General features: G+C 72.4%; 17 protein-coding genes and 1 tRNA gene. 6 read left to right on the forward strand and 12 right to left on the reverse strand.

The annotated features are described in order from the left end of the window. Window positions 1-21 precede the first annotated feature (21 nt). The gene (locus tag ACFV2X_RS22375; protein ID WP_385619095.1) at window positions 22-909 is read left to right on the forward strand and encodes a hypothetical protein; all 888 of its coding nucleotides are present in this window, start codon (window positions 22-24) and stop codon (window positions 907-909) included. An 11-nt stretch (window positions 910-920) separates the two neighbouring features. Here ACFV2X_RS22375 and ACFV2X_RS22380 read toward each other — a convergent pair whose 3' ends face one another. The 3 genes from ACFV2X_RS22380 to ACFV2X_RS22390 all read right to left on the reverse strand — a co-directional run bounded on the left by ACFV2X_RS22380 (window position 921) and on the right by ACFV2X_RS22390 (window position 3,154). After that, window positions 921-1,394, reverse strand: coding sequence for a hypothetical protein (locus ACFV2X_RS22380; RefSeq protein ID WP_385619097.1), 474 nt, complete (start codon window positions 1,392-1,394; stop codon window positions 921-923). A 69-nt stretch (window positions 1,395-1,463) separates the two neighbouring features. After that, window positions 1,464-2,162, reverse strand: a complete 699-nt coding sequence (locus tag ACFV2X_RS22385; RefSeq protein ID WP_385619205.1) for a TetR family transcriptional regulator — start codon at window positions 2,160-2,162, stop codon at window positions 1,464-1,466. Continuing rightward, window positions 2,162-3,154 carry an acyl-CoA desaturase gene (locus tag ACFV2X_RS22390; RefSeq protein WP_385619099.1) on the reverse strand — a complete coding sequence of 331 codons (993 nt, stop codon included), beginning with the start codon at window positions 3,152-3,154 and terminating at the stop codon, window positions 2,162-2,164. Before ACFV2X_RS22390 ends, ACFV2X_RS22385 begins: the two co-directional genes overlap by 1 nt. A 258-nt stretch (window positions 3,155-3,412) precedes the next feature. On the opposite strand from ACFV2X_RS22390, the gene ppc reads away from it, so the two are divergent. After that, on the forward strand, window positions 3,413-6,133 hold the full coding sequence (ppc, locus tag ACFV2X_RS22395) for a phosphoenolpyruvate carboxylase (protein WP_385619101.1): 2,721 nt from the start codon (window positions 3,413-3,415) through the stop codon (window positions 6,131-6,133). A gap of 379 nt (window positions 6,134-6,512) precedes the next feature. Here the strand turns inward: ppc and ACFV2X_RS22400 are convergent, their stop codons facing one another. The 6 genes from ACFV2X_RS22400 to ACFV2X_RS22425 form a co-directional block, all read right to left on the reverse strand. Beyond that, complete coding sequence (locus ACFV2X_RS22400; protein WP_385619103.1) at window positions 6,513-7,031, reverse strand: hypothetical protein; 519 nt, start codon at window positions 7,029-7,031, stop codon at window positions 6,513-6,515. A 66-nt stretch (window positions 7,032-7,097) separates the two neighbouring features. Beyond that, window positions 7,098-7,691, reverse strand: a complete 594-nt coding sequence (gene pth / locus ACFV2X_RS22405) for an aminoacyl-tRNA hydrolase (RefSeq protein ID WP_385619105.1) — start codon at window positions 7,689-7,691, stop codon at window positions 7,098-7,100. Between the two features lie 192 nt (window positions 7,692-7,883). Then, the gene (locus ACFV2X_RS22410; RefSeq protein ID WP_385619107.1) at window positions 7,884-8,468 is read right to left on the reverse strand and encodes a 50S ribosomal protein L25/general stress protein Ctc; all 585 of its coding nucleotides are present in this window, start codon (window positions 8,466-8,468) and stop codon (window positions 7,884-7,886) included. Between the two features lie 267 nt (window positions 8,469-8,735). Further along, the gene (locus ACFV2X_RS22415) at window positions 8,736-9,710 is read right to left on the reverse strand and encodes a ribose-phosphate diphosphokinase (protein ID WP_385619109.1); all 975 of its coding nucleotides are present in this window, start codon (window positions 9,708-9,710) and stop codon (window positions 8,736-8,738) included. A gap of 71 nt (window positions 9,711-9,781) precedes the next feature. Continuing rightward, window positions 9,782-11,257, reverse strand: a complete 1,476-nt coding sequence (gene glmU, locus ACFV2X_RS22420) for a bifunctional UDP-N-acetylglucosamine diphosphorylase/glucosamine-1-phosphate N-acetyltransferase GlmU (protein WP_385619111.1) — start codon at window positions 11,255-11,257, stop codon at window positions 9,782-9,784. A 111-nt stretch (window positions 11,258-11,368) separates the two neighbouring features. Further along, window positions 11,369-11,440 (reverse strand) — tRNA-Gln (locus ACFV2X_RS22425). A gap of 212 nt (window positions 11,441-11,652) precedes the next feature. Here ACFV2X_RS22425 and ACFV2X_RS22430 point away from each other — a divergent pair. Then, the gene (locus ACFV2X_RS22430) at window positions 11,653-13,188 is read left to right on the forward strand and encodes a sensor histidine kinase (protein ID WP_385619113.1); all 1,536 of its coding nucleotides are present in this window, start codon (window positions 11,653-11,655) and stop codon (window positions 13,186-13,188) included. A gap of 17 nt (window positions 13,189-13,205) precedes the next feature. Here ACFV2X_RS22430 and ACFV2X_RS22435 read toward each other — a convergent pair whose 3' ends face one another. Together ACFV2X_RS22435 and ACFV2X_RS22440 are read right to left on the reverse strand one after the other, a co-directional pair. Then, window positions 13,206-13,685 (reverse strand): SUKH-3 domain-containing protein, encoded by a 480-nt coding sequence (locus tag ACFV2X_RS22435; RefSeq protein WP_385619207.1) that lies wholly within the window; start codon window positions 13,683-13,685, stop codon window positions 13,206-13,208. Between the two features lie 29 nt (window positions 13,686-13,714). Next, window positions 13,715-14,293: a YwqJ-related putative deaminase gene (locus tag ACFV2X_RS22440; RefSeq protein ID WP_385619116.1), complete on the reverse strand. Its 579-nt coding sequence runs from the start codon at window positions 14,291-14,293 to the stop codon at window positions 13,715-13,717. 255 nt (window positions 14,294-14,548) lie between these two features. On the opposite strand from ACFV2X_RS22440, the gene ACFV2X_RS22445 reads away from it, so the two are divergent. The 3 genes from ACFV2X_RS22445 to ACFV2X_RS22455 all read left to right on the forward strand — a co-directional run bounded on the left by ACFV2X_RS22445 (window position 14,549) and on the right by ACFV2X_RS22455 (window position 20,057). Then, the gene (locus ACFV2X_RS22445; protein WP_385619119.1) at window positions 14,549-15,526 is read left to right on the forward strand and encodes an SMI1/KNR4 family protein; all 978 of its coding nucleotides are present in this window, start codon (window positions 14,549-14,551) and stop codon (window positions 15,524-15,526) included. Window positions 15,527-15,531: 5 nt separating this feature from the next. Further along, window positions 15,532-18,897 carry an SUKH-4 family immunity protein gene (locus ACFV2X_RS22450; protein ID WP_385619122.1) on the forward strand — a complete coding sequence of 1,122 codons (3,366 nt, stop codon included), beginning with the start codon at window positions 15,532-15,534 and terminating at the stop codon, window positions 18,895-18,897. 242 nt (window positions 18,898-19,139) lie between these two features. Continuing rightward, window positions 19,140-20,057, forward strand: coding sequence for a cellulose-binding protein (locus ACFV2X_RS22455; RefSeq protein ID WP_385619124.1), 918 nt, complete (start codon window positions 19,140-19,142; stop codon window positions 20,055-20,057). Between the two features lie 72 nt (window positions 20,058-20,129). Here ACFV2X_RS22455 and ACFV2X_RS22460 read toward each other — a convergent pair whose 3' ends face one another. Continuing rightward, window positions 20,130-21,680, reverse strand: a complete 1,551-nt coding sequence (locus ACFV2X_RS22460) for an MFS transporter (RefSeq protein WP_385619209.1) — start codon at window positions 21,678-21,680, stop codon at window positions 20,130-20,132. Window positions 21,681-21,703 lie beyond the last annotated feature (23 nt).

The following is a 21,703-nucleotide window of genomic DNA, read 5'->3' on the forward strand; positions in this document are numbered from 1 at the left end:
AGGTTTCCACGGGGGAGAGCCATGGAAGGCGCGTCAGGCGGGTCTGGTTCGGGAGCGAACACGGGGAGCAGCGAGGAGCAGAAGCAGCGCGGGGTCTGGATACTGGTCGCCGCCGCCCTCGCCTTCGCCGTCCTCGTGTTGCCGCAGGTCGTCGAGGACGACGACAAGACATCGTTCGTGGGCGGCGCCCGTCCGTCCAGCGGCTCCTCGCGGCTGCCGGCGCTCCCCAGCGGGATACCCAGCGGTCTGCCGAGTGGTCTCCCGAGCGGTCTGCCGAGTGGTCTGCCCACCTCGCCCGGCTATGGCTCCGGCGGCGGTACGGACGGGGGCAGCGGCAGCGGCAGTGGGGGAGGCGGGGGGTCGGTGGAGACCCAGCGGCCCGCGACGCCCACCGTCGCGCCGGACCCCACCGCGGACGCCTACCGGGCGGTGAGCGCCGGGGACTGCCTCGCCGTGTACGACACCGGCAACGGCGGCTACAACACCCAGGTCCCGTACCGGGTCGGCTGCGGTGCCTACAACGCCTATATGTGGGTGACCGCCGTGCGCTCCAGCGGCAGCTCCTGCAGCCAGGGGCCGGGCCAGAACTACATGTCGTACACCTCCCGCGGGCAGACCATCGCCCTGTGCCTGACCCGCCAGTTCAAGGTGGGCTACTGCCTGATGGCCAAGCAGTCGGGCAGCGGGCAGTCGGCGCAGATGCGGGCCGGGCTGATGACCGTGGTGGAGTGCGACGGGAAGGTCCCGGCCCGGTACAACCAGATCCTGCACATCACCGGTGTGTACAAGGCCCCCGCGAACCCCTCCGCCTCGAACTGCGCCCGGGTCCAGGGCGACCGTACGTACTACTGGTCGTGGGTGGTCAACGGCGGCCGGACGCTGCTGTGCACCATGGTGTACCAGCGCTGATCAGGGCTGACTCAGCGCGTCGCCACGCTCACCAGGCCCGCGCTCACCGCCAGCAGCAGGATGACGCCGATGCCCGGGGCGGCCAGGTACGGCATGAGGGCCACCGTGGCCAGCAGACAGTACGCGGCGGTCACCCAGGACAGCGCCTGCTGGGCCTCTTCCGGACCGTGCCGGTTGAGCCGTACCACCAGGGCCATGAAGACGGCCGCCCACAGGGCGGCGCGCGGCTGGCCGAAGGAGACCTTGTCGTAGAGGTCCACGGCGGGCTTGTACCAGTCCGTATCGGCCAGCTCCGCCGCGAACTCGATCATGTTCTTGAGATACGAGTGCGAAGCGTACGAGGTCGCGTCCTTCAGATCGGCCCGTACCCACTCCGAGAGCGCCAGCACCAGCAGACCCAGCGTGTGACAGAAGCCCGGCCCCGCGCCGACCGTCTTCTTGCGCGTCTCGGATCGTTCCCCCGTGCGCCCCGTGACTGTGACCATGGCCAGAGCCCCCTCCCCCGTGGCTCACATCATCTACCGGAGGACGAGGCGCGGACCAGCCCCTTGAGGTCAGGACTTGCGGTGGCCTATCAGCCGGGGCTTGGGCTCAAGACCGTCCAGACCGTGCCAGGCCAGATTCACCAGATGGGCCGCCACCTCGGCCTTCTTCGGCCGGCGTACATCCAGCCACCACTGACCGGTGAGCGCGACCATGCCCACCAGCGCCTGCGCGTACAGCGGGGCGAGCTTGGGGTCGAAGCCGCGGGCCTTGAACTCCAGGCCGAGGATGTCCTCCACCTGAGTGGCGATATCGCTGATCAGCGAGGCGAAGCTGCCCGTCGACTGGGCGACGGGGGAGTCGCGCACCAGGATGCGGAAGCCGTCCGTGTACGCGTCGATGTAGTCGAGCAGCGCGAAGGCCGCCTGCTCCAGCAGCTCACGGGGGTGGCCCGCGGTCAGCGCACCGGTCACCATGTCCAGCAGCCGGCGCATCTCGCGGTCCACCACCACCGCGTACAGCCCCTCCTTGCCGCCGAAGTGCTCGTAGACCACCGGCTTGGAGACCCCGGCCTTGGCCGCGATCTCCTCCACCGACGTGCCTTCGAAGCCGCGCTCGGCGAAGAGCGCGCGACCGATGTCCAGCAATTGCTCCCGGCGCTCTTTGCCGGTCATCCGCACCCGGCGCGCACGCCGGGCCCCGGATCCGGAGGCGCGGGCCGCCCGGTCCTTGTTACCGCTGGTATTACTGTCGGTCGCCACGCCCCCCATCATGCCGCTTCGGCGGTTTCCTCTTTACGGCGGGCGTCGATACGGGCCTCGCTTGGCCAGCGCACGTCATAGGCCCAGCCCGCCTTCTCGAACCAGCGGATGATCCGGGCGCTGGAGTCCAGCTGGCCCTTCATCACGCCATGGCGGGCGCTGGTCGGGTCCGCGTGGTGGAGGTTGTGCCAGGACTCACCGCACGAGAGCACCGCCAGCCACCACACATTGCCGGACCTGTCGCGCGATTTGAAGGGGCGCTTGCCGACCGCGTGGCAGATCGAGTTGATCGACCAGGTGACATGGTGCAGCAGGGCCACCCGGACGAGCGACCCCCAGAAGAACGCGGTCGCCGCGCCCTGCCAGGACCAGGTCACCAGGCCGCCGATCAGCGCGGGCAGCAGCAGCGAGACCACCGTCCAGACCACGAACTGCCGGGAGATCCGGCGGATCGCATCGTCCTTGATCAGGTCGGGCGCGTACTTGTGCTGCGGGGTCTGCTCCTCGTCGAACATCCAGCCGATGTGCGCCCACCACAGGCCCTTCATCAGCGCCGGGACGGTCTCCCCGAACCGCCAGGGGGAGTGCGGATCGCCCTCGGCGTCGGAGAACTTGTGGTGCTTGCGGTGGTCGGCCACCCAGCGCACCAGCGGCCCCTCCACCGCCAGCGACCCGGCGATCGCCAGCGCGATCCGCAGCGGCCGCTTGGCCTTGAAGGAGCCATGGGTGAAGTAGCGGTGGAAGCCGATGGTGATGCCGTGGCAGCCGATGTAGTAGAAGACGACCATCAGCGTCAGATCCAGCCAGCTGACCCCCCATCCCCAGGCCAGCGGAATGGCGGCGGCCAGGGCGAGGAAGGGGACGGTGATGAAGAGCAGCAGGGTGATCTGTTCGATGGAGCGCTTGTTGTCCCCGCCGAGCGTGGCGGAGGGAAGTGGGTGCTCTGCCTCGTCCCGGAGGGCGCCGGGCGCGTCGTCGATCACGTCGGGGCTTGCAGTCATGGGATCCCTCGTGGGGCTCGGGGGTACGGCTACGGGACCGTAACCTACGGCGACGTAAGTATGGCAGGGCCCCGAAGCGGGGCAATAGGGCTATGGATTCCCCCGAGGGCGTGCCGCCTATCCTGGTGGCGTCGGACAGCGCGGTCCGCATCTCGCCGACAGCACGGGGGTCCCGGGGCCGGTGGCACAGGCAGCCACGGCGTTCAGGTCCCGTCCTCACCCCGCCCAGTGCCCGAACACTGCAAGGAGCCCGCACCTGTGAGCAGTGCCGACAACACCAATGCCGCCCTGCGTGCCGATATCCGCCGTCTGGGTGACCTCCTCGGCGAAACCCTGGTCCGGCAGGAGGGCCCCGACCTCCTCGACCTCGTCGAGCGGGTCCGTGCCCTCACCCGCAGTGACGGCGAAGCCGCCGCGGAGCTGCTCGGCGACACCGACCTGGAGACGGCGGCCAAGCTGGTACGCGCCTTCTCCACGTACTTCCATCTGGCGAACATCACCGAACAGGTACACCGCGGTCGCGAGCTGCGCGTCAAGCGCGCGGCCGAGGGCGGGCTGCTGTCCCGCACCGCCGACCAGCTCAAGGACGCCGACCCCGAGCATCTGCGGGAGGCCGTCCGCCATCTCAACGTTCGCCCCGTGTTCACGGCCCATCCCACCGAGGCCGCCCGCCGCACCGTCCTGAACAAGCTGCGCCGTATCGCCGAACTGCTCGACACCCTCGCCGTCGGCGGCGACAAGCGCCGCACCGATCTGCGCCTCGCCGAGAACATCGACCTTCTCTGGCAGACCGACGAACTGCGCGTCGCCCGCCCCGAGCCCGCCGACGAGGCCCGTAACGCCATCTACTACCTGGACGAACTGCACGCCAACGCCGTCGGCGACGTCCTCGAAGACCTCTCGGCCGAGCTGGAGCGCGTCGGCGCCCCGCTGCCCGCCACCACCCGCCCCCTCACCTTCGGCACCTGGATCGGCGGCGACCGCGACGGCAACCCCAACGTCACCCCCCAGGTCACCTGGGACGTGCTGATCCTCCAGCACGAACACGGCATCACCGACGCCCTCGCCATCATCGACGACCTGCGGGCCGCGCTCTCCAGCTCCATCCGCAACTCCGACGCCTCCGAAGAGCTCCTGGACTCCCTCCAGCGCGACCTGGAACTCCTCCCCGAGATCAGCCCCCGCTACAAGCGGCTCAACGCCGAAGAGCCCTACCGGCTCAAGGCCACCTGCGTGCGGCAGAAGCTCCTCAACACCCGCACGCGCCTCGCCGGCGGCACCCCCCACCAGCCAGGACGCGACTACCTCGGCACCGCCGAACTCCTCGCCGACCTGCACCTCATCCAGGAATCCCTGCGCGCCCACCGCGGCCAGTTGATCGCCGACGGCCGCATGGAGCGCGCCATCCGCACCCTCGCCGCCTTCGGGCTCCAGCTGGCCACCATGGACGTACGCGAACACGCCGACGCCCACCACCACGCCCTCGGCCAGCTCTTCGACCGCCTCGGCGAGGAGTCCTGGCGGTACGCGGACATGCCCCGCGACTACCGCCGCAAGCTGCTCGCCAAGGAGCTGCGGTCGCGCCGCCCGCTCGCGCCGACCCCCGCGCCGCTGGACGCCGCCGGGGCCAAGACCCTCGGCGTCTTCCACACCATCAGCGAGGCCTTCGAACGGTTCGGCCCCGAGATCGTCGAGTCCTACATCATCTCCATGTGCCAGGGCTCCGACGACGTCTTCGCCGCCGCCGTACTCGCCCGCGAGGCCGGACTGGTCGACCTGCACGCCGGCTGGGCCAAGATCGGCATCGTGCCGCTGCTGGAGACCACCGACGAGCTCAAGATCGCCGACCAGCTCCTCGACGACATGCTCTCCGACCCCTCCTACCGGCGGCTCGTCGCCCTGCGCGGTGACGTCCAGGAGGTCATGCTCGGCTACTCCGACTCCTCCAAGTTCGGCGGCATCACCACCTCCCAGTGGGAGATCCACCGCGCCCAGCGGCTGCTGCGCGACGTCGCCCACCGGCACGGCGTACGGCTGCGCCTCTTCCACGGCCGCGGCGGCACCGTCGGCCGCGGCGGCGGCCCCACCCACGACGCGATCCTCGCCCAGCCCTGGGGCACCCTCGAAGGTGAAATCAAGGTCACCGAGCAGGGCGAGGTCATCTCCGACAAGTACCTCGTCCCCTCCCTCGCCCGGGAGAACCTGGAGCTCACCGTCGCCGCCACGCTCCAGGCATCCGCCCTGCACACCGCCCCCCGCCAGTCCGACGAGGCACTGGCCCGCTGGGACGCGGCCATGGACACCGTCTCCGACGCCGCCCACCACGCCTACCGCGCACTGGTCGAAGACCCCGACCTCCCCGCGTACTTCTTCGCCTCCACCCCCGTCGACCAGCTCGCCGAACTCCACCTCGGCTCCCGCCCCTCCCGGCGCCCCGACTCCGGCGCCGGCCTCGACGGGCTGCGGGCCATCCCCTGGGTCTTCGGCTGGACCCAGTCCCGGCAGATCGTCCCCGGCTGGTTCGGCGTCGGCTCCGGGCTCAAGGCCGCCCGCGAAGCGGGGCTGGACGCGGCCCTCGACGAGATGCACCAGCACTGGCACTTCTTCCGGAACTTCCTGTCCAACGTGGAGATGACGCTGGCCAAGACCGATCTGCGGATCGCCCGGCACTACGTCGACACACTGGTCCCGGACGAGCTCAAGCACGTCTTCGCCACGATTGAGGCCGAGCACGAGCTCACCGTGCGCGAGGTGCTGCGGATCACCGGCGAGACCGAGCTGCTGGACTCCAACCCGGTCCTCAAGCAGACCTTCCACGTCCGCGACGCCTACCTCGACCCCATCTCCTACCTCCAGGTCTCGCTCCTCCACCGCCAGCGCACCGCCCACGAGCGCGGCGAAGCCCCCGACCCGCTGCTCGCCCGCGCCCTCCTCCTCACGGTCAACGGCGTCGCGGCGGGCCTGCGCAACACGGGGTGACCTGCGGTCCGCGCCCGATGTGACCGCGGCCTGGGCCCCGCTCCTGCGGAGCGGCCCAGGCCGCGGTCTTTGTTCGATGGTCCGGGGCTGCGCCCCGGCCCCCGGCGCAGCAGGCTTCGCCGCTGCGGGGGCGGTGGGGTGCGCCCGGCGGGCGCGTGGCGGGCGCGCGGCGGGCTTCGCCGCCGCGAGGTGGCGCCCCGCCGTCGGGCTACGGCTGCCCCGCCCTTGTCCATGTGCGGCTCCGCCGTGTGGCAGGGGCTTCGCCCCTGGCCCCTGGGGTCTGGGGCAGAGCCCCCACGCGGCGGAGCCGCACATGGACCGGGTCGGGAAGCGGCCGGGTGGGGAAATGCCTCCGGGCCCGGGCCGGCGCGCTGGGGCGTCAGAACGTCAGCGTGGCGAAGGACGCGGCCAGGAGGGCCGCGCCGGTGAGGCCCATGGCCCAGGCCGTGCGGCGCAGGCGGAGACCGCCCGCGACCATGAGGGCGGCCAGCAGGAGGGAGCCCGCGAAGGGGACCCAGGCGTGCAGGATTCCGGTCATGCCGGTCCGTACGGCTTCGTCCGAGCCGGGCTTGAGGGCCACCAGCAGACGGTCGCCCTCGCCGTCGGTGACCGCCTTGTCGATCCGCACCTTCGCACGGGCGTGGCCGGAACCGTCGGCGGGCGTGAAGGCGCCCGTGCACCAGTCGTCGTCGCAGCTGGCGACCGTGATCGTGCCGCGTTCAAGGCTCTTGTTGAACATCGCCGGCTTGGCGGTCGCCCACGAGTACCACACCCCCGCGACGATGACGAACAGCGCGAGGAGCGCCATCACTACGATTTTCGTGAGCAGCAGCAGCCCGTACGCGTTCTCGCCCGCCCGCCGTGAACGGCTGCGCTTGATCGTGCCCGAGGAAGACATGGCCGCGATCCTCGCGACATGCCAGCCCGCCGGTCAACCGTCGGCGGAGGGTTACCCGGGCGGGGATCAGGAGTTGTACGTGGACTGCGCGCGCTCCAGGCCGTCGACGATCAGCGTCTCCACGGCGTCCGCGGCGCGGTCCACGAAATAGTCCAACTCCTTGCGCTCAGCGGCGGAAAAGTCCTTGAGCACGAAGGCCGCGACATCCATCCGGCCGGGCGGCCGGCCGATCCCGAAGCGGACACGGAAGTAGTCGGGGCTCAGCGACTTGGTGATCGACTTCAGGCCGTTGTGGCCATTGTCACCCCCGCCGAGCTTCAGCCGCAGCGCGCCGTAGTCGATGTCCAGTTCGTCGTGGATCGCGATGACATGCCCGACCGGCACCTTGTAGAAGTCGCGCAGCGCGGTGGTGGGGCCGCCCGAGAGGTTCATGAACGACATCGGCTTGGCGACGATCACCCGGCGGCTCGCCGGGCCCGGCGCACCGACGCGCCCCTCGACGACCTGTGCGCGGGACTTGTGCGCCTTGAACCGGCCGCCCATGCGGTCGGCCAGCAGATCGGCCACCATGAAGCCGACGTTGTGGCGGTTGGCCGCGTACTCGGGCCCGGGGTTGCCGAGGCCCACGACGAGCCAGGGGCTCGCTTCGTCCGTCGTCATCTGGGTGTCTCCTCAAGCGGCGGGGGAGTGAAGCACCGGCCGCCGCCCGGGCCCGGCCCCAGGACGAGGGGACGGGGCGGGACAGCGGCCGGAACGGGCAGCGGGGACGTCGACGCATCGGGCGGAGGCGTCAACGCCTCGGGTGGGGCATCGACGCCTCGGGCTGAAGCGTCAATGCCCGCTCGGCGTTGGTTACGCCTCCTCGCCCTGGGCCTCACCCTCGGCGGCCGGGGCCTCGGCCTGGGCGCCGACGACCTGCAGTACGACGGTGTCCTCCTCCACGGCCAGGGTGGTGCCGGCCGGCAGGGTGATGTCCTTGGCCAGGATGGAGTGGCCGGCGTCCAGGCCCGCGATGGAGACGGTGACCGACTCCGGGATGTGGGTGGCCTCGGTCTCCACCGGCAGCGCGTTCAGCAGGTGCTCGAGCAGGTTGCCGCCGGGGGCCAGCTCGCCCTCGGTGTTGACCCGCACCTCGACGGTGACCTTCTCGCCGCGCTTCACCAGGAGCAGGTCCACGTGCTTGAGGAAGCCCTTGATGGCGTCGCGCTGGATCGCCTTGGGGATGACGAGTTCCTTCTTGCCGTCGACGTCGAGGCTGAGCAGCACGTTCGGGGTCTTGAGCGCGAGCATCAGGTCGTGGCCCGGCAGGTTGACGTGGACCGGCTCGGTGCCGTGGCCGTACACCACACCCGGGACCAGGCCCTCGCGGCGGGCACGGCGGGCGGCGCCCTTGCCGAACTCGGTACGGGACTTGGCGGAAATCTTGACCTCAGCCATGGCTGCACTCCTCGTAGTCGTTGTATGTCGCTGTATCCGCTGAAAGCGGATCTGACGGCCGTCACCCGGCCCACGACAGACCATCTCTACGAAGAGCGCGTCGATAACGGACGAGCCGGGTACGTCACCGCACACAGCTTCCCTCGCCGAGCAACCCGGCAATTCTACCGTCCTGGGGTGCATGCCTCGGCACATGGCTGAGGCCACCCCTGGTGGGGTGGCCTCAGATCGGCCGGCGGGTCCCGGTTTCTAAGTCGCCGGTGGCCATCAGTGCTCCTCGAAGAGGCTGGTCACCGAGCCGTCCTCGAAGACCTCCTGGACCGCGCGGGCGATGGTCGGCGCCATCGACAGCACAGTGATCTTGTCGAGCTCGGCCTCGCCCGGGGTGGGCAGGGTGTTGGTGAAGACGAACTCGCTCACCTTCGAGTTCTTCAGCCGGTCCGCGGCCGGTCCGGACAGCACACCGTGGGTGGCCGTCACGATCACGTCCTCCGCGCCATTGGCGAACAGCGCGTCCGCCGCGGCGCAGATGGTGCCACCGGTGTCGATCATGTCGTCGACCAGGACACACACCCGGCCCCGCACATCACCCACGACCTCGTGGACGGTCACCTGGTTGGCCACATCCGGGTCGCGCCGCTTGTGCACGATCGCCAGCGGGGCGCCGAGCCGGTCGCACCAGCGGTCGGCGACGCGCACCCGGCCCGCGTCCGGGGAGACCACGGTCAGCTTGGCACGGTCGACCTTGGCGCCCACGTAGTCCGCGAGCACCGGCAGCGCGAAGAGGTGGTCGACCGGGCCGTCGAAGAAGCCCTGGATCTGGTCGGTGTGCAGATCGACCGTGAGGATCCGGTCGGCGCCCGCGGTCTTGAACATATCGGCGATCAGACGGGCCGAGATGGGCTCGCGGCCGCGGTGCTTCTTGTCCTGGCGGGCATAGCCGTAGAACGGCACGATCACGGTGATCGAGCGCGCGGAGGCCCGCTTGAGCGCATCGAGCATGATCATCTGCTCCATGATCCACTTATTGATCGGAGCCGTGTGGCTCTGGATCAGAAAGCAGTCGGCGCCACGTGCGGACTCCTGGAAACGGACGTAGATCTCGCCGTTCGCGAAGTCGAATGCCTTGGTCGGGACCAAGCTGACGCCCAGCTCGTGGGCGACCTCCTCGGCCAGCTCGGGGTGGGCGCGGCCGGAGAAGAGCATCAGCTTCTTCTCGCCGGTCGTCTTGATCCCGGTCACAGCAAGTCTCCTTGGATGTCACTTTGATGCGCTTATCACGGTACGCCCCGCATGGCGCACCCGTGCACGGGTCATCCCTCGCCCGCGTCCTCCTGACGGGCTGATTCGGCGGCCCTCGCGGCGGCGCTTCCGGGGCGCTTGCGGGCGACCCAACCCTCGATATTCCGCTGCTGGCCGCGTGCGACAGCGAGCGAGCCCGGGGGCACATCCTTGGTGATGACCGAGCCGGCGGCGGTGTAGGCGCCGTCCCCGATCGTGACCGGAGCCACAAGCATGTTGTCCGCTCCGGTGCGGCAGTGGCTGCCGATGGTGGTGTGGTGCTTGTTGACGCCGTCGTAGTTCACGAACACGCTGGCGGCGCCGATGTTGGTGTACTCGCCGATCGTCGCGTCGCCGACGTAGGAGAGATGCGGCACCTTGGTGCCCTCGCCGATCCGGGCGTTCTTCATCTCCACGTACGTACCCGCCTTGGCCTTGGCGCCGAGCCGGGTGCCGGGGCGCAGATACGCGTACGGGCCGACGCTCGCGCCCGCGCCGATCTCCGCGCCGTCGGCGACGGTGAAGCTCGCGGTCGCGCCCTCGCCGATGGTGGTGTCGGTGAGCCGGGAGTTCGGGCCGACCTCGGCGTGCGCCGCGAGGTGGGTGGCGCCCAGCAGCTGGGTGCCGGGGTGCACCACGGCGTCCGGCTCGAAGGTGACGGTCGCGTCCACCCAGGTCGTGGCCGGGTCGACGACGGTCACTCCGTCGAGCATGGCCCGGGTCAGCAGCCGGTCGTTGAGCAGCCGGCGCGCCTCGGCCAGCTGTACCCGGTTGTTGATCCCGACGATCTCGCGGTGGTCGCCCGCCACACAGGCGCCGACCCGGTGCCCGGCCTCGCGCAGGATGCCCAGCACATCGGTGAGGTATTCCTCACCCTGGCTGTTGTCCGTCCGTACCTTGCCCAGCGCGTCGATCAGCAGCTGGGCGTCGAAGGCGAAGACCCCGGAGTTGATCTCGCGGATCGCGCGCTGGGCGTCGGTCGCGTCCTTGTGCTCCACGATCGCGGTGACCGCGCCGCTCGCCCCCTCGCGCACGATCCGGCCGTAGCCGGTCGCGTCGGGGACCTCGGCGGTCAGGACGGTGACGGCGTTGCCCTCGGAGGCGTGGGTCTCGGCGAGACGGCCCAGGGTCTCGCCGGTCAGCAGGGGGGTGTCCCCGCAGACGACGACCACGGTGCCGTCCAGGGCGACCCCGCTGTCGTCGCTGTCGGTGCTGTCGGTGAGATGCTCAAGGCCCATCCGGACGGCGTGCCCCGTCCCGTTCTGTTCGTGCTGCACGGCGGTGCGTACGTCGGCGTCGATCTCGGCGAGATGCGCGGTGACCTGCTCACGGGCGTGGCCGACGACGACTACCAGGTTCTCGGGGGACAGCTCGCGGGAGGCAGCGACGACATGCCCGACGAGGGACCGGCCGCAGATCGCATGCAGGACCTTGGGGGTCGTCGACTTCATGCGGGTGCCCTCACCCGCTGCGAGGACGACGACGGCTGCCGGGCGGTTGGCGCTCACGGATGTGCCCTTCGGGCTCGGCTCGGGTGTGGACAACCGCAGGATACCGAGAGGTTTCGGGGCGGGAACGGGGGTGGGTCCTGACGTGGGCGGTCAGGGCCCGAACTTGAGCTCCCCTGCAAGGACTCGAACCTTGACAAACAGCTCCAAAGGCTGCTGTGCTGCCGATTACACCACAGGGGATAGCAAAATGGTCAAATCGGACAGCTTCTGGAGGCTGTCGACTTGGCCCCCACCACTATGCCGTACCAAGCCCCCTCGACGCGACGGTAGAGCTCCGCGCTCTGCGCCGGGTGGGTCACGGGGCGGCCCCTGCAAGCGTCTGCCGGGTTCTGGCGGTTCGCCCGGCCGTGTCCCGGGGTGAACCTCCCGCGCCCGGCCGTAGTCTGGTCGGTATGACTGCGACGGGGGAAATGGGGGACGTCGAGACAGCGGGTGCGCGAGGCGCGCCCGCTGGGCCGTGGTGGTGGCCGCGGCGGCGGAGCATGGTGCTGGACATCACCCTCGCGGTCATGTCGGCGGTCGAGTGTGCCGCGGAGGGCGTCGCCTTCGCTCATGACGCGCATATCCCGGTCGCCGTCGGGGTGGCGATGGGGCTGGTCGTCGGCGCGACGCTGCTGCTGCGGCGGCGCTGGGCGATCGCCGTGGTGCTCATATCGATCGCGGTCACCCCGGCGGAGATGGGGCTGATGCTCAGCATCGTGGGCCTCTACACCCTGGCCGCCTCGGAGGTGCCGCGCCGGATCACGGCCGTGCTCGCCGGGATGTCGGGCGTGGGCACGCTGATCATCTCGACCATCCGGTTCCAGGAGGACATGCACCACGGCAGGGGCCCGGCGGAGCCCACCGTGTGGATGGTTCCGCTGTTCGCGGTGGTGATGTCCCTGGGTCTCACCGCGCCGCCCATCCTGCTCGGGCTGTACGTCAGGGCCAGGCGCCGGCTCGTGGAGAGCCTGCGGGAGCGGGCGGACGGTCTGGAGCGCGAGCTGTCGCTGCTGGCGGACCGGGCGGAGGAGCGGGCCGAGTGGGCCCGTAACGAGGAGCGCACCCGTATCGCGCGGGAGATGCATGACGTGGTGGCGCACCGGGTGAGTCTGATGGTGGTGCACGCGGCGGCCCTGCAGGCGGTCGCCCTCAAGGATCCGGAGAAGGCCGCGAAGAACGCGGCGCTGGTCGGCGACATGGGCCGCCAGGCGCTGACCGAGCTGCGGCAGATGCTGGGCGTGCTGCGTTCCGAGGACGTCGGTCAGCGGGCCCCGGCCCCGGCCGACGGGCGCGGGGACGACGAGCCGGTGCCGCTGGCGGCGGTGGCCGCGGCCGCGTCGGCCGCGGCGGAGGCCGCAGGGGCCGCGGGTGCGAGCGGTGCGGAGGGTGCGGGCGGTGCTCGTACGGCCGGGGCCGCGGGGTCGGCCGGGGCGGCGGACATCGTGGGCGGGCCGCGGCTGGCGGAGCTGGAGACGCTGGTCGGGCAGTCGCGGGCGGCCGGGATGGTCGTGGAGCTGTCGGTGGAGGGGGAGGAGCGCGGCTATGCGCCCCGGGTGGAGCAGACCGCGTACCGCGTGGTGCAGGAGGCCCTGACCAACGTCCATAAGCATGCGCCGGGCGCGAAGGCGCGGGTCCGGCTCGCCCATCGCCCGTCGGAGGTCGCGGTGCTGGTGGAGAACGGGCCCTCGGAGCGGGGCGCGGCGGACGCGGGGCTGCCGAGTGGCGGCAATGGCCTGCTGGGGATGAAGGAGCGGGTGACGACGCTCGGGGGCGGTTTTGTGTCGGGGGCCACGGAGTCGGGCGGCTTCCGGGTCTCGGCGGTCATTCCGGACCGTACGGCCACGGACCGTACCGCCGCAGACCGTACGGCTGCCGACCGTACCGCCGCAGACCGTACGGCCGCCGCGGCCGATTCATCTCTGCTCGAAATTGGCTCGAAAGAGTAGGTGATTCCCCAGAGTCGCTACCCGCGCGGCAGTCGATGCGGCTGGACCCCCGTCACCAGCGCCGTCAGCGCCGCGTCGATGTCCGCGCCCAGGTACCAGTCCCCGGTGTGGTCCAGGCTGTACACCCGCCCCTCCGCGTCGATCGTCAATAGTGCCTGTCCGCCCGCCTCCTCGCCCAGCGGGCTGAGCGCCGTGTCCAGCGCCCGCCCCAGGTCGCCCAGCGTGCGGGCCAGATGCAGGCCGTGCAGCGGGTCGATATGAAAGGGGGTCGGGGCGATATGCCGCCCGGCGCCCGGCGGGATGACACGCAGCCCGCCGAACTCCGCCCACGCCTCGACGGCCGCCGGGAAGACGGCGTGCATATGCCCGGCGGGGGAGGTGTGGGCGCGCAGGGTGTCCGCCCAGTATTCGGCCTGGTGGATGTCCCGGCGCCCCGGCTGCCAGCCCGCCTCGCGCAGGGCGGCGTCGACGGGGACGGAGAAGCGGGTGGTGTCCATGGCGCGTACCCGTCTGGAGGTGTCCAAGGTCAGCCCCTGACCGGGCCGGCCGCGGCTTCGGCCTCGGGCCCGTTCGTGTGTCCGACGGTCCGTACGCCGAAATGGGCCAGCAGCGGTACGCAGGAGCGGCAGGGCGGGGCGTAGCTGCCGTGCCGGGGGTCGCCGGCCTCACGGATCCGGCGGGTGGTGATCTTGGCGTGTTTGAAGGCGCGGCGGGCCTCGCCGTGGGTGAGCGGCTTACGGGCGGCGCGCTTGGAGCGGTTGGCCTCGACGCTGGTCAGATGGCGGGACAGCAGGATCGCCTCGGGGCAGCGGCCGGTGAACCGCTCGCGCTGGGCGCTGGTGAGGGTGTCCAGGAAGTCCTGGACCAGGGGGTGCAGCGGGGGCGGCTGGTCGCCTTTGCTCGCGGTGCTGGTGAGGGTGTCGCCGCGGACGGAGAGCGCGGCGGCGACGGTCGGCAGGATGCCGTCGCGGCGGTGGAGGAGCGGCGGCGGTCCGGCCGCGCCGTCGGTGTCGCTCCAGCTGAGCCGTGGGTCGCTCTGGCCGGGCGCGGCGCCGTTGCTCTGGCCGGCTGCGGCGCTGTCGCGCTCGCTTGGCGTGGTGTGCATCTCCTGCGTTCCCTCCCGTTCCCTCCCTGCGCAATCCGCGCGCAATCCCCGCGCAATCCCCCGGTTGCGAAGATCAGCCTGCCAAATGTGGCGCGTGGTGCGAAAGTCCGGGGGTGGACGGTGCGGGCCGGGCGGCGGGTCGGCAGGGTGCCCGGCGTCGGGGGTCGGTCGGGCGCGGTCGGGCGTGCCGGGGTCCGGGGTCGCGGTACCGCATAGTCTGTCCGTACCAGCCAGCAGCAGCAGGGGGCATCCGCCATGACGACAGGTCGGCTCGGGCAGCATGCCGCGCCACCGAACACGGCCTACGCCGGGCAGGTCGTGCACTTCCCGGACCCGGTGAGGGCCGCCCGGCACCCCAAGGGCGTCCGGGTGGACGAAAACGGCTATCCGGACTTTACGCCCTATGCGCGCGCGGCGGCCGAAATAGCCGAGCCGCCCGAGGGGTTCGGCGTCGACGAGCTGCGGCTGACGGACTTCGTCTCCGCCAACGCCGCGCTGCACGCCGTCGACCACGACCTGTGGGACGGCTCGTCGAGCGTGGCCACCCCGCACGGCTGGACCTGGCACCACGTCGTCGGCACCCGCCGCCTGGAGCTGATCCCGGTGGAGGTGAAGGCGCTGCTGCGGCACCACGGCGGGCTCGCGACGGCCGCCGTCGACCAGGACAAGCGTGGCACCCGGCCGCTGCAGGAGACCCGGCCGGTGCACTTCGGACTGCCCAAGCGCGGCATTTCGGTCACCGAGGAACAGGTGCTCGGTGTCGAGGAGGATCTGGGCTACCGGCTGCCCGGCGCGTACCGGGCCTTCCTCAAGGCCGCGGGCGGCTGCGCACCCGTCGGAGCGGCGCTGGACCCGGAGCTCGGCCTCCTCGTCGACCAGCCGTTCTTCACGGTGCGCGACGAGGCCGCGGTCAACGACCTGGTGTATATGAACAAATGCCTGCGCGACCACTTCACCAAGGACTTCCTCGGGGTGGGCTTCGTACAGGGCGGGGTGATCGCGGTGAAGGTGAAGGGTGACGCGATCGGCTCGGTGTGGTTCTGCGCGTACGACGATGCGCGGGACCGCGACGGCTGGACGGTGCAGGACCGGGTCGAGCACCTGATGCTCCCGTGCGGGGACGACTTCGACGCGTTCCTGCTGCGGCTCGCGGGCAACCCGCCGGAGTTGGAGACCGTGGCCAACCTGATGGTGGAGGGCGGCTTCGCGTACGCCGTCCCGGTGGAGGGGTGAGCGCGATGGTGACCTTCGCACAGGCGCAGGAGCGCGCGGAGCTGTGGATCAACGGCGATGTGCCCGCGTATCAGCAGCGCGAGGTGCGGGTGCGGGAGTTCGACCTGGGCTTTGTGGCCTGGGCCGAGGACCGCGCCGACGGACCGGTCTCGGACGGGCCCTCCGAGGGCACCCGGCTGGTCATCGCCCGCGACAGCGGGGACACGACCTTGTGGCCGGCGCTGCCGGTGGGTGAGGTCATCCGCCGGTACGAGGAGGAGTACGGGGCCTCCGGCGGGGGCCAGGAGAGCACGGGCGCGCGGCCGCAGCGCATCGACTTGAACGCGACGTCCTTCCTGCTGACGCCGCCGGACTGGCTACAGGAGGCGGCGGACGCGCGCGGCATCCCCGACCAGCGGTCGGGCGGTGGTAGCGGCGGCAGCGGTGGTGACGGGGGCGGCGGTGCTTCCGGGGCGGGCTCGGGCACGGGGCCCTCCGGTGCTGGGGCCTCCGGTGCGGGAGCGGGCTCCGGCGCGGCTGCGTCCTCGGCGGGCGGTTCCGCTGCGGGCGAGCCGTCGGCAGCGGTGGACGACTGGCCGGGGGCGCGGTCCTCGGCCGCGTCCGGTTCGTATGGCGGCGGTTCGGGGGCGGGCGCTTCGGGCGGGCCCGCGGACCGCGAATCGGGTACGGATGACTGGCCGGGGTCCGGGGCGGCGAGTTCTGGTGCGATGGGTTCCGGAGCCGGGGCGTCCGCGGTGGGCGGTTCGGACGGCCGTGAGCCGGAACCGGTGGACGACTGGCCGGTGTCGGCCACGGCGTCCGGTGGCCATGGCGGCGGTTCCGGGGCGTCCGGGGCCGCGGCCGACGGTTCGGCCGAGCGCAGGGAGGACGGCTGGCCGGGCGCCGGCGCGGCCGGTTCCGGTCCGTTCACGCCCAGCGCCCCGGCGGGCGCGCCGGACGCGGGCGCGCAGCCCTCGGACGACGCGTCACGCGGCGGGCAGCACGGCACCGGGCCCGGGCCCGGAAGCCCCTGGGCCGCCCCCGCGGCGCCTCCGGGCCCCGCCGACCCCGCCCCTGTCCCCCCGGCGACACCGGCCGGCGGTACGCCGTGGGCCGGTGCCGACACCAACTCCGGGAGCGACGACAACGACCGCTCGGTCGCCCCGCCCGTCACGGTCTTCGCCCCGCCGCTCGCGGGCTCCGACGACGAGGACACCCCGGTGCCGGGCGTGCGGCCGGACGCCAAGACCGAGTTGCTGTCGGCGGGCAGCGCCCTGCCGCCCACGGCCATCGCGCCGGCCCTGGACATGCCGCCGCCCACCGGTGCGCCGCCCGCGGGCCCGGGCGCGCCTCCGGTGCCGCCTGGTGCGCCGCCCGTCGGCCCGTCGGTCCCGCCGCCGCCCGGCGCGCCTGGCGTGCCTGGCGCTCCCGGCGCGGGCTCGGCGCCGGGTGCGCACACTCCGCCTCCGCCGCCGTCCGGCCCCGGCGCTCCGGGCGCCCCGGCCGGGGGGTACGTACCGACCCAACTGGTCTCGGCGCTCGACTCCGAGAGCCTTGGCGGTCCGGGCGTTGGCCCGGGCGGTCCGCAGGCGCCGCCCCCGCCGCCGGCGCCGGGCGTCCCGGGCGCGGGCGCGACGCCTCCGCCGGGCGCGCCTGGGGCTCCGGGCGCACCGGGTGCTCCTGGTCAGCCGGGTGCGACGCCTCCGCCTGGTGTTCCTGGTGCTCCCGGTGGGGTGCATGCGGCGGCGACGATGCTTGCCGGTGGTCCGGGTGCGCCCGGTATGCCGGGTATGCCGGTCCCGGGTGGTCCGCAGCCGCCCGGTCCCCCCGGCGCTCCCGGTACTCCCGGTGCGCCGGGTCAGCCCGGTGTGTCGGGTGCGCAGCCGCCCGGTCCGCCCGGCCCCCCCGGCGCTCCCGGTGTGCCCGGGGTCGTGGGCGGCCAGACGCCGCCTCCGCCGGGCCCGGCCGGCAACTTCCCCGGCCCGCCTGGGGCTCCAGGCGCGACGCCTCCGCCTGGTGTTCCTGGTGCTCCGGGTGGGGTGCATGCGGCGGCGACGATGCTTGCCGGTGGTCCGGGTGCGCCCGGTATGCCAGGTATGCCGGTCCCGGGTGGTCCGCAGCCGCCCGGTCCCCCCGGCGCTCCCGGTGCCCCCGGCGCTCCCGGAGCCCCGGGGCAGCCGGGTGTGCCCGGCCCCGGTGGTGCGCAGACGCCGCCTCCGCCGCCCGGCCCCGGGTACCCCGGCGGCCCCAGCGGCTCCGGCGGGGTGCACGCCGCCGCGACGATGCTCGCCGGCGGTACGCCTCCGCCCGGTATGCCCGGCCCGGGGACGCCCCCGCCCGGTATGCCCGGCCCCGGCATGCCGCCGCCCGGTGGCGGATACGCCTACCCCGCGCCGCCGTCCAGCCAGCCGACCGTCGGCCCCGGCTATATGGCGGTGCTGCGCTACCGCGCGCAGGACGGCTCCGAGCAGCAGCTCATCCGCCGTTCCGCGCCCGGCACCCCGCATCCCGAGTGGCAGATCCTGCACGAGCTACGCGTGATGAACGTCCCGCCGCACCAAGTGCTCGAGCTGCACACCGAGCTGGAGTCCTGCGATCTGCCCGGCGGCTACTGCGCGCGCATGATCAAGGAAACCTGGCCCCAGGTGCGGATCAGCCACACGGCGGCGTACGGGCGTGATCACGCGACCCGCCAGCAGGGCGTACGCCACCTCATCGAGCACCAGGGCGAGTTGCACCAGGTGGCGGACGGCCCGGCCCGTCCGGCCCCGAACCGGGTGCCGCTGCCGCACCCCAGCCAGGTGCAGCGGGTGGCTCCGGTGCCGCCGGAGGTGCTCGCGCAGGAGCTGATCCAGTCGTTCGGTCCGCAGGGCATCTTCCGCTTCGACCAGCGCGCGGTGTCGCGTATGGGCGTGCCGGACGTGGTCGCGCAGACGCTGGTCATGGCGGGGCTGCCGATGGACTTCGGGCCGTTCTTCTGGGCGCAGGCCCAGCAAGGCCGCCCGGTGCCCACGCTCGCCGAGCTGGCCGCCGAGCGCGGGGTGCAGCCCGCGTCGGACGCGGGTTCGTACCTGGTCATGGGCAATGACTTCGGCCGTCAGCTGTGTGTGCAGTACGGCACGGCGCATATCGTCGCGGTGCCGGCGGAGGCGGGTCCCGGTGGTGCGCCCGTACCGCCGCAGTTCGTCAACTCCTCGCTGCCGGACTTCGTCCGCTGTCTGGCCCTGCTGGGCCGGATGTGGCGGCTGCGGTACGGGCTGACACCGGAGCAGGCCGGCCGCTGGACGGTCGACTTCCAGGCGCAGCTGGCCTGCCTGGACCCGGCGGCGCTGTCCTCGCCGGACACCTGGTGGTCGGTGCTGCTGGAGCAGATGTGGGACGGTCTGCTCTGAGCGACTTCTGAGGCGAACAGCGGCAGAACATCAGGACCGAGGCGCCCGACCCCCGTGACGGGGGCGGGCGCCTCGTCGTTGTGTTGTCCGGATCCGGTGTCGACGGCGGCAGCGACGTCAGGGGAGGGCATGACATCCCCGGCCGACGAAGATGGGCGGAGTGTCGCGTTATGTGCGATTAGCCGCGATCTATAAAGATGTGCGCCGGAGCGGTTGCATGCCGGACAAAAGGGGTTCCAAGGATGGGCGCATCGGTGTCACGTCAAGGTTTCACCATCGGCGGACGGGGCCGCGGCTACCGGCCCGAGCAAGTCGACCGCACTCTGGCGGAGTTGTCCGACGCGCGCGACGCGGCGTGGGAGCGCGCCGCGCGGCTCACGGTGCTCAGCAATGAACTCACCGCCGAGGCGGAGCAGCTGCGCGAGGCGGTCGCCCAGCTGGCCCCCCAAACGTATGAATCCCTGGGCGACCGCGCCCGGCTGATCCTGTTCGCGTCCGAAGAGGAGGCCACGAGCCTGCGGGCGCGCGCCGAGGCGTCGGCGCAGGAGCTGTGGGACGCCGCGCGGGCCGCGGCCCGTACGGTCGAGCAGGCCGCCCGCGAGGAGGCCGAGCGGACCCGGGCCGTCGCCGAGGCCTCCGCGCGCTCGACGCTGGAGTCGGCCCAGGCGGATGTCGACGAACTGCGCGCCGCCTCGCGCCAGGACGCCAAGGAGTGGCGGACCGAAGCCCTGTCGGCGCTGAAGGAGACGCGGCAGCGCAGCGCCGCCGTCCTGGCCGAGCAGGAGCGGGACCACGGCGAGCGGTGGGAGGCGGCGGGCCGGGAGATCGCCGAGCGGGAGGCCGCGATGGCCGCCGGGGTCGCCCAGCTGGAGGAGCGCGTGCAGCTGAAGCTCGCCGAGGCCAAGCGGGAGTACGCGATGGCCGAACAGGCGGCGCGGCTGCGGCAGGAGGACGCCCAGGCGCAGGCGGCGGAGATCATCGCGCAGGCGCGGGCGCGGGAGGAGCGCCTGGAGCGGGAGACGGAGCGGACGCTGCGCGAGCATGTCGAGCGGCGCGAAGAGCTGAAGTCGCATCTGGAACACGTACGGGGCAGCCTGGCCGCGCTGACGGGCCGGCCGGTCGCCGAGGACGCGGGCTCCCCGCCGCGGCCGGAGGCGTAGTCGGCTTGCCGGGCGGCCCAGCCTTCCCGGCCGACCCCGGCCTGACCGGGGAGCCCGCCCCCCGCCACCCCGCTATCCGGCCGTCCGCGCCTGCTCGTCGGCGCCTTCCGTCCCGTCCCGGCCTTCGGTGCCTCCGGCACCCGCCGCGCCCAGCTTCCCGTCCGGGCCGGTGGCCGTGCGGCGCGGGGCGAGGAACAGCAGCGCCAGCAGGGCCAGTACGGCGGCGCCCGCCGAGCCGACGTAGACGTGGTCGACGGCGGTGTCGACCGCGCGCCGCAGGTAGTCGGCGGCCTGGTCGGTGAGCGTGGCGGGGTGCTCCAGCGCGCGGGAGACCCCGTCGAGGTCGTCGGGCAGACCGGTGCGGATGGCGGGGGGTGCCTCGTCGAGGCGGGCGGCCAGGGTGGCGTTGGCGACGGCGCCGAACACCGCCGCTCCCACGCACTGGCCGACCAGCCGGCAGAAGAGGATCGAGGCGGTCGCGGTGCCGCGTTCGGCCCAGCGGACGGAGGACTGGACCCAGATGATCAGCGGTAGCTGGAAGAGGCCGAGGGCCGCGCCGAGCGCCAGCATGATCAGCGCGGGCTGCCAGGCCGCGTCCGGGTTCGCGCCGGGGTAGGGGAGCAGCGGGAAGGCGAGCAGGACCAGCGCGGCGAACGCGATACCGGTGATGGCACAGCGCCGGAAGCCGATCCGGTTGTAGACGCGGCTGCTCAGCGCGGCCGATATCGGCCAGCTGAGTGTCATGGCCGACAGGACGAATCCGGCCGCGATCGGGCCGAGTCCCAGGACCGACTGGCCGTAGGTGGGCAGGAAGACGGTGGGGGCGATCATCAGCAGGCCCAGCGCGCCGAGCGCGAGGTTGACGGCCGAGATCGTACGGCGGCGCCAGACCCAGCCCGGAATGATCGGTTCGGCGGCGCGGCGCTCGATGAACACGGTCGCGGCCGCGCATGCCGCGCTGCCCGCCAACAGCGCGAGTGAGGGCGCGGACAGCCAGGCCCAGGCCACTCCGCCCTGTACGAGGGCGGTCAGCAGCAGTCCGCCGGTCGCGAAGATCGCGAGCGCGCCGGCCCAGTCCACGCCGGCGCCGCGTCCCCCGTCGCGGTTCGGCTCGTGCAGATGGCGGACGATCAGCAGCAGCGCCACGGCGCCGACCGGCAGGTTGATCAGGAAGATCCAGCGCCAGTCGGTGTAGCCGGCGAGCAGGCCGCCGATGACCGGGCCCGCCACGGCGGACAGGGCCCATACGGAGGAGAGCCTGGCCTGGATCTTGGGGCGCTCCTCGAGCGGGTAGAGGTCGGCGGCGATGACCTGTACGGTGCCCTGCAGCGCGCCGCCGCCGAGGCCCTGGACGACGCGGAAGGCGATGAGGGAGCCCATGTTCCAGGCGCCCGCGCACAGCAGCGAGCCCACCAGGAAGAGCACGATCCCGAAGAGCAGGACGGGCTTGCGGCCGAAGGTGTCGGAGATCTTGCCGTAGACCGGCAGGCTGACCGTGACGGCGAGCAGATAGCCGGAGAACAGCCAGGAGAAGACGGAGAAACCGCCGAGGTCGCCCACGATCTGGGGGATCGCGGTGGAGATGACGGTGGAGTCGAGCGCGGCGAGCGCCATGCCGAGCATCAGCGCGGCGGCGACGGGGCGGC

The sequence above is a fragment of the Streptomyces sp. NPDC059679 genome, from assembly GCF_042734105.1.
In the GTDB taxonomy this organism is placed as follows: Bacteria; Actinomycetota; Actinomycetes; order Streptomycetales; family Streptomycetaceae; genus Streptomyces.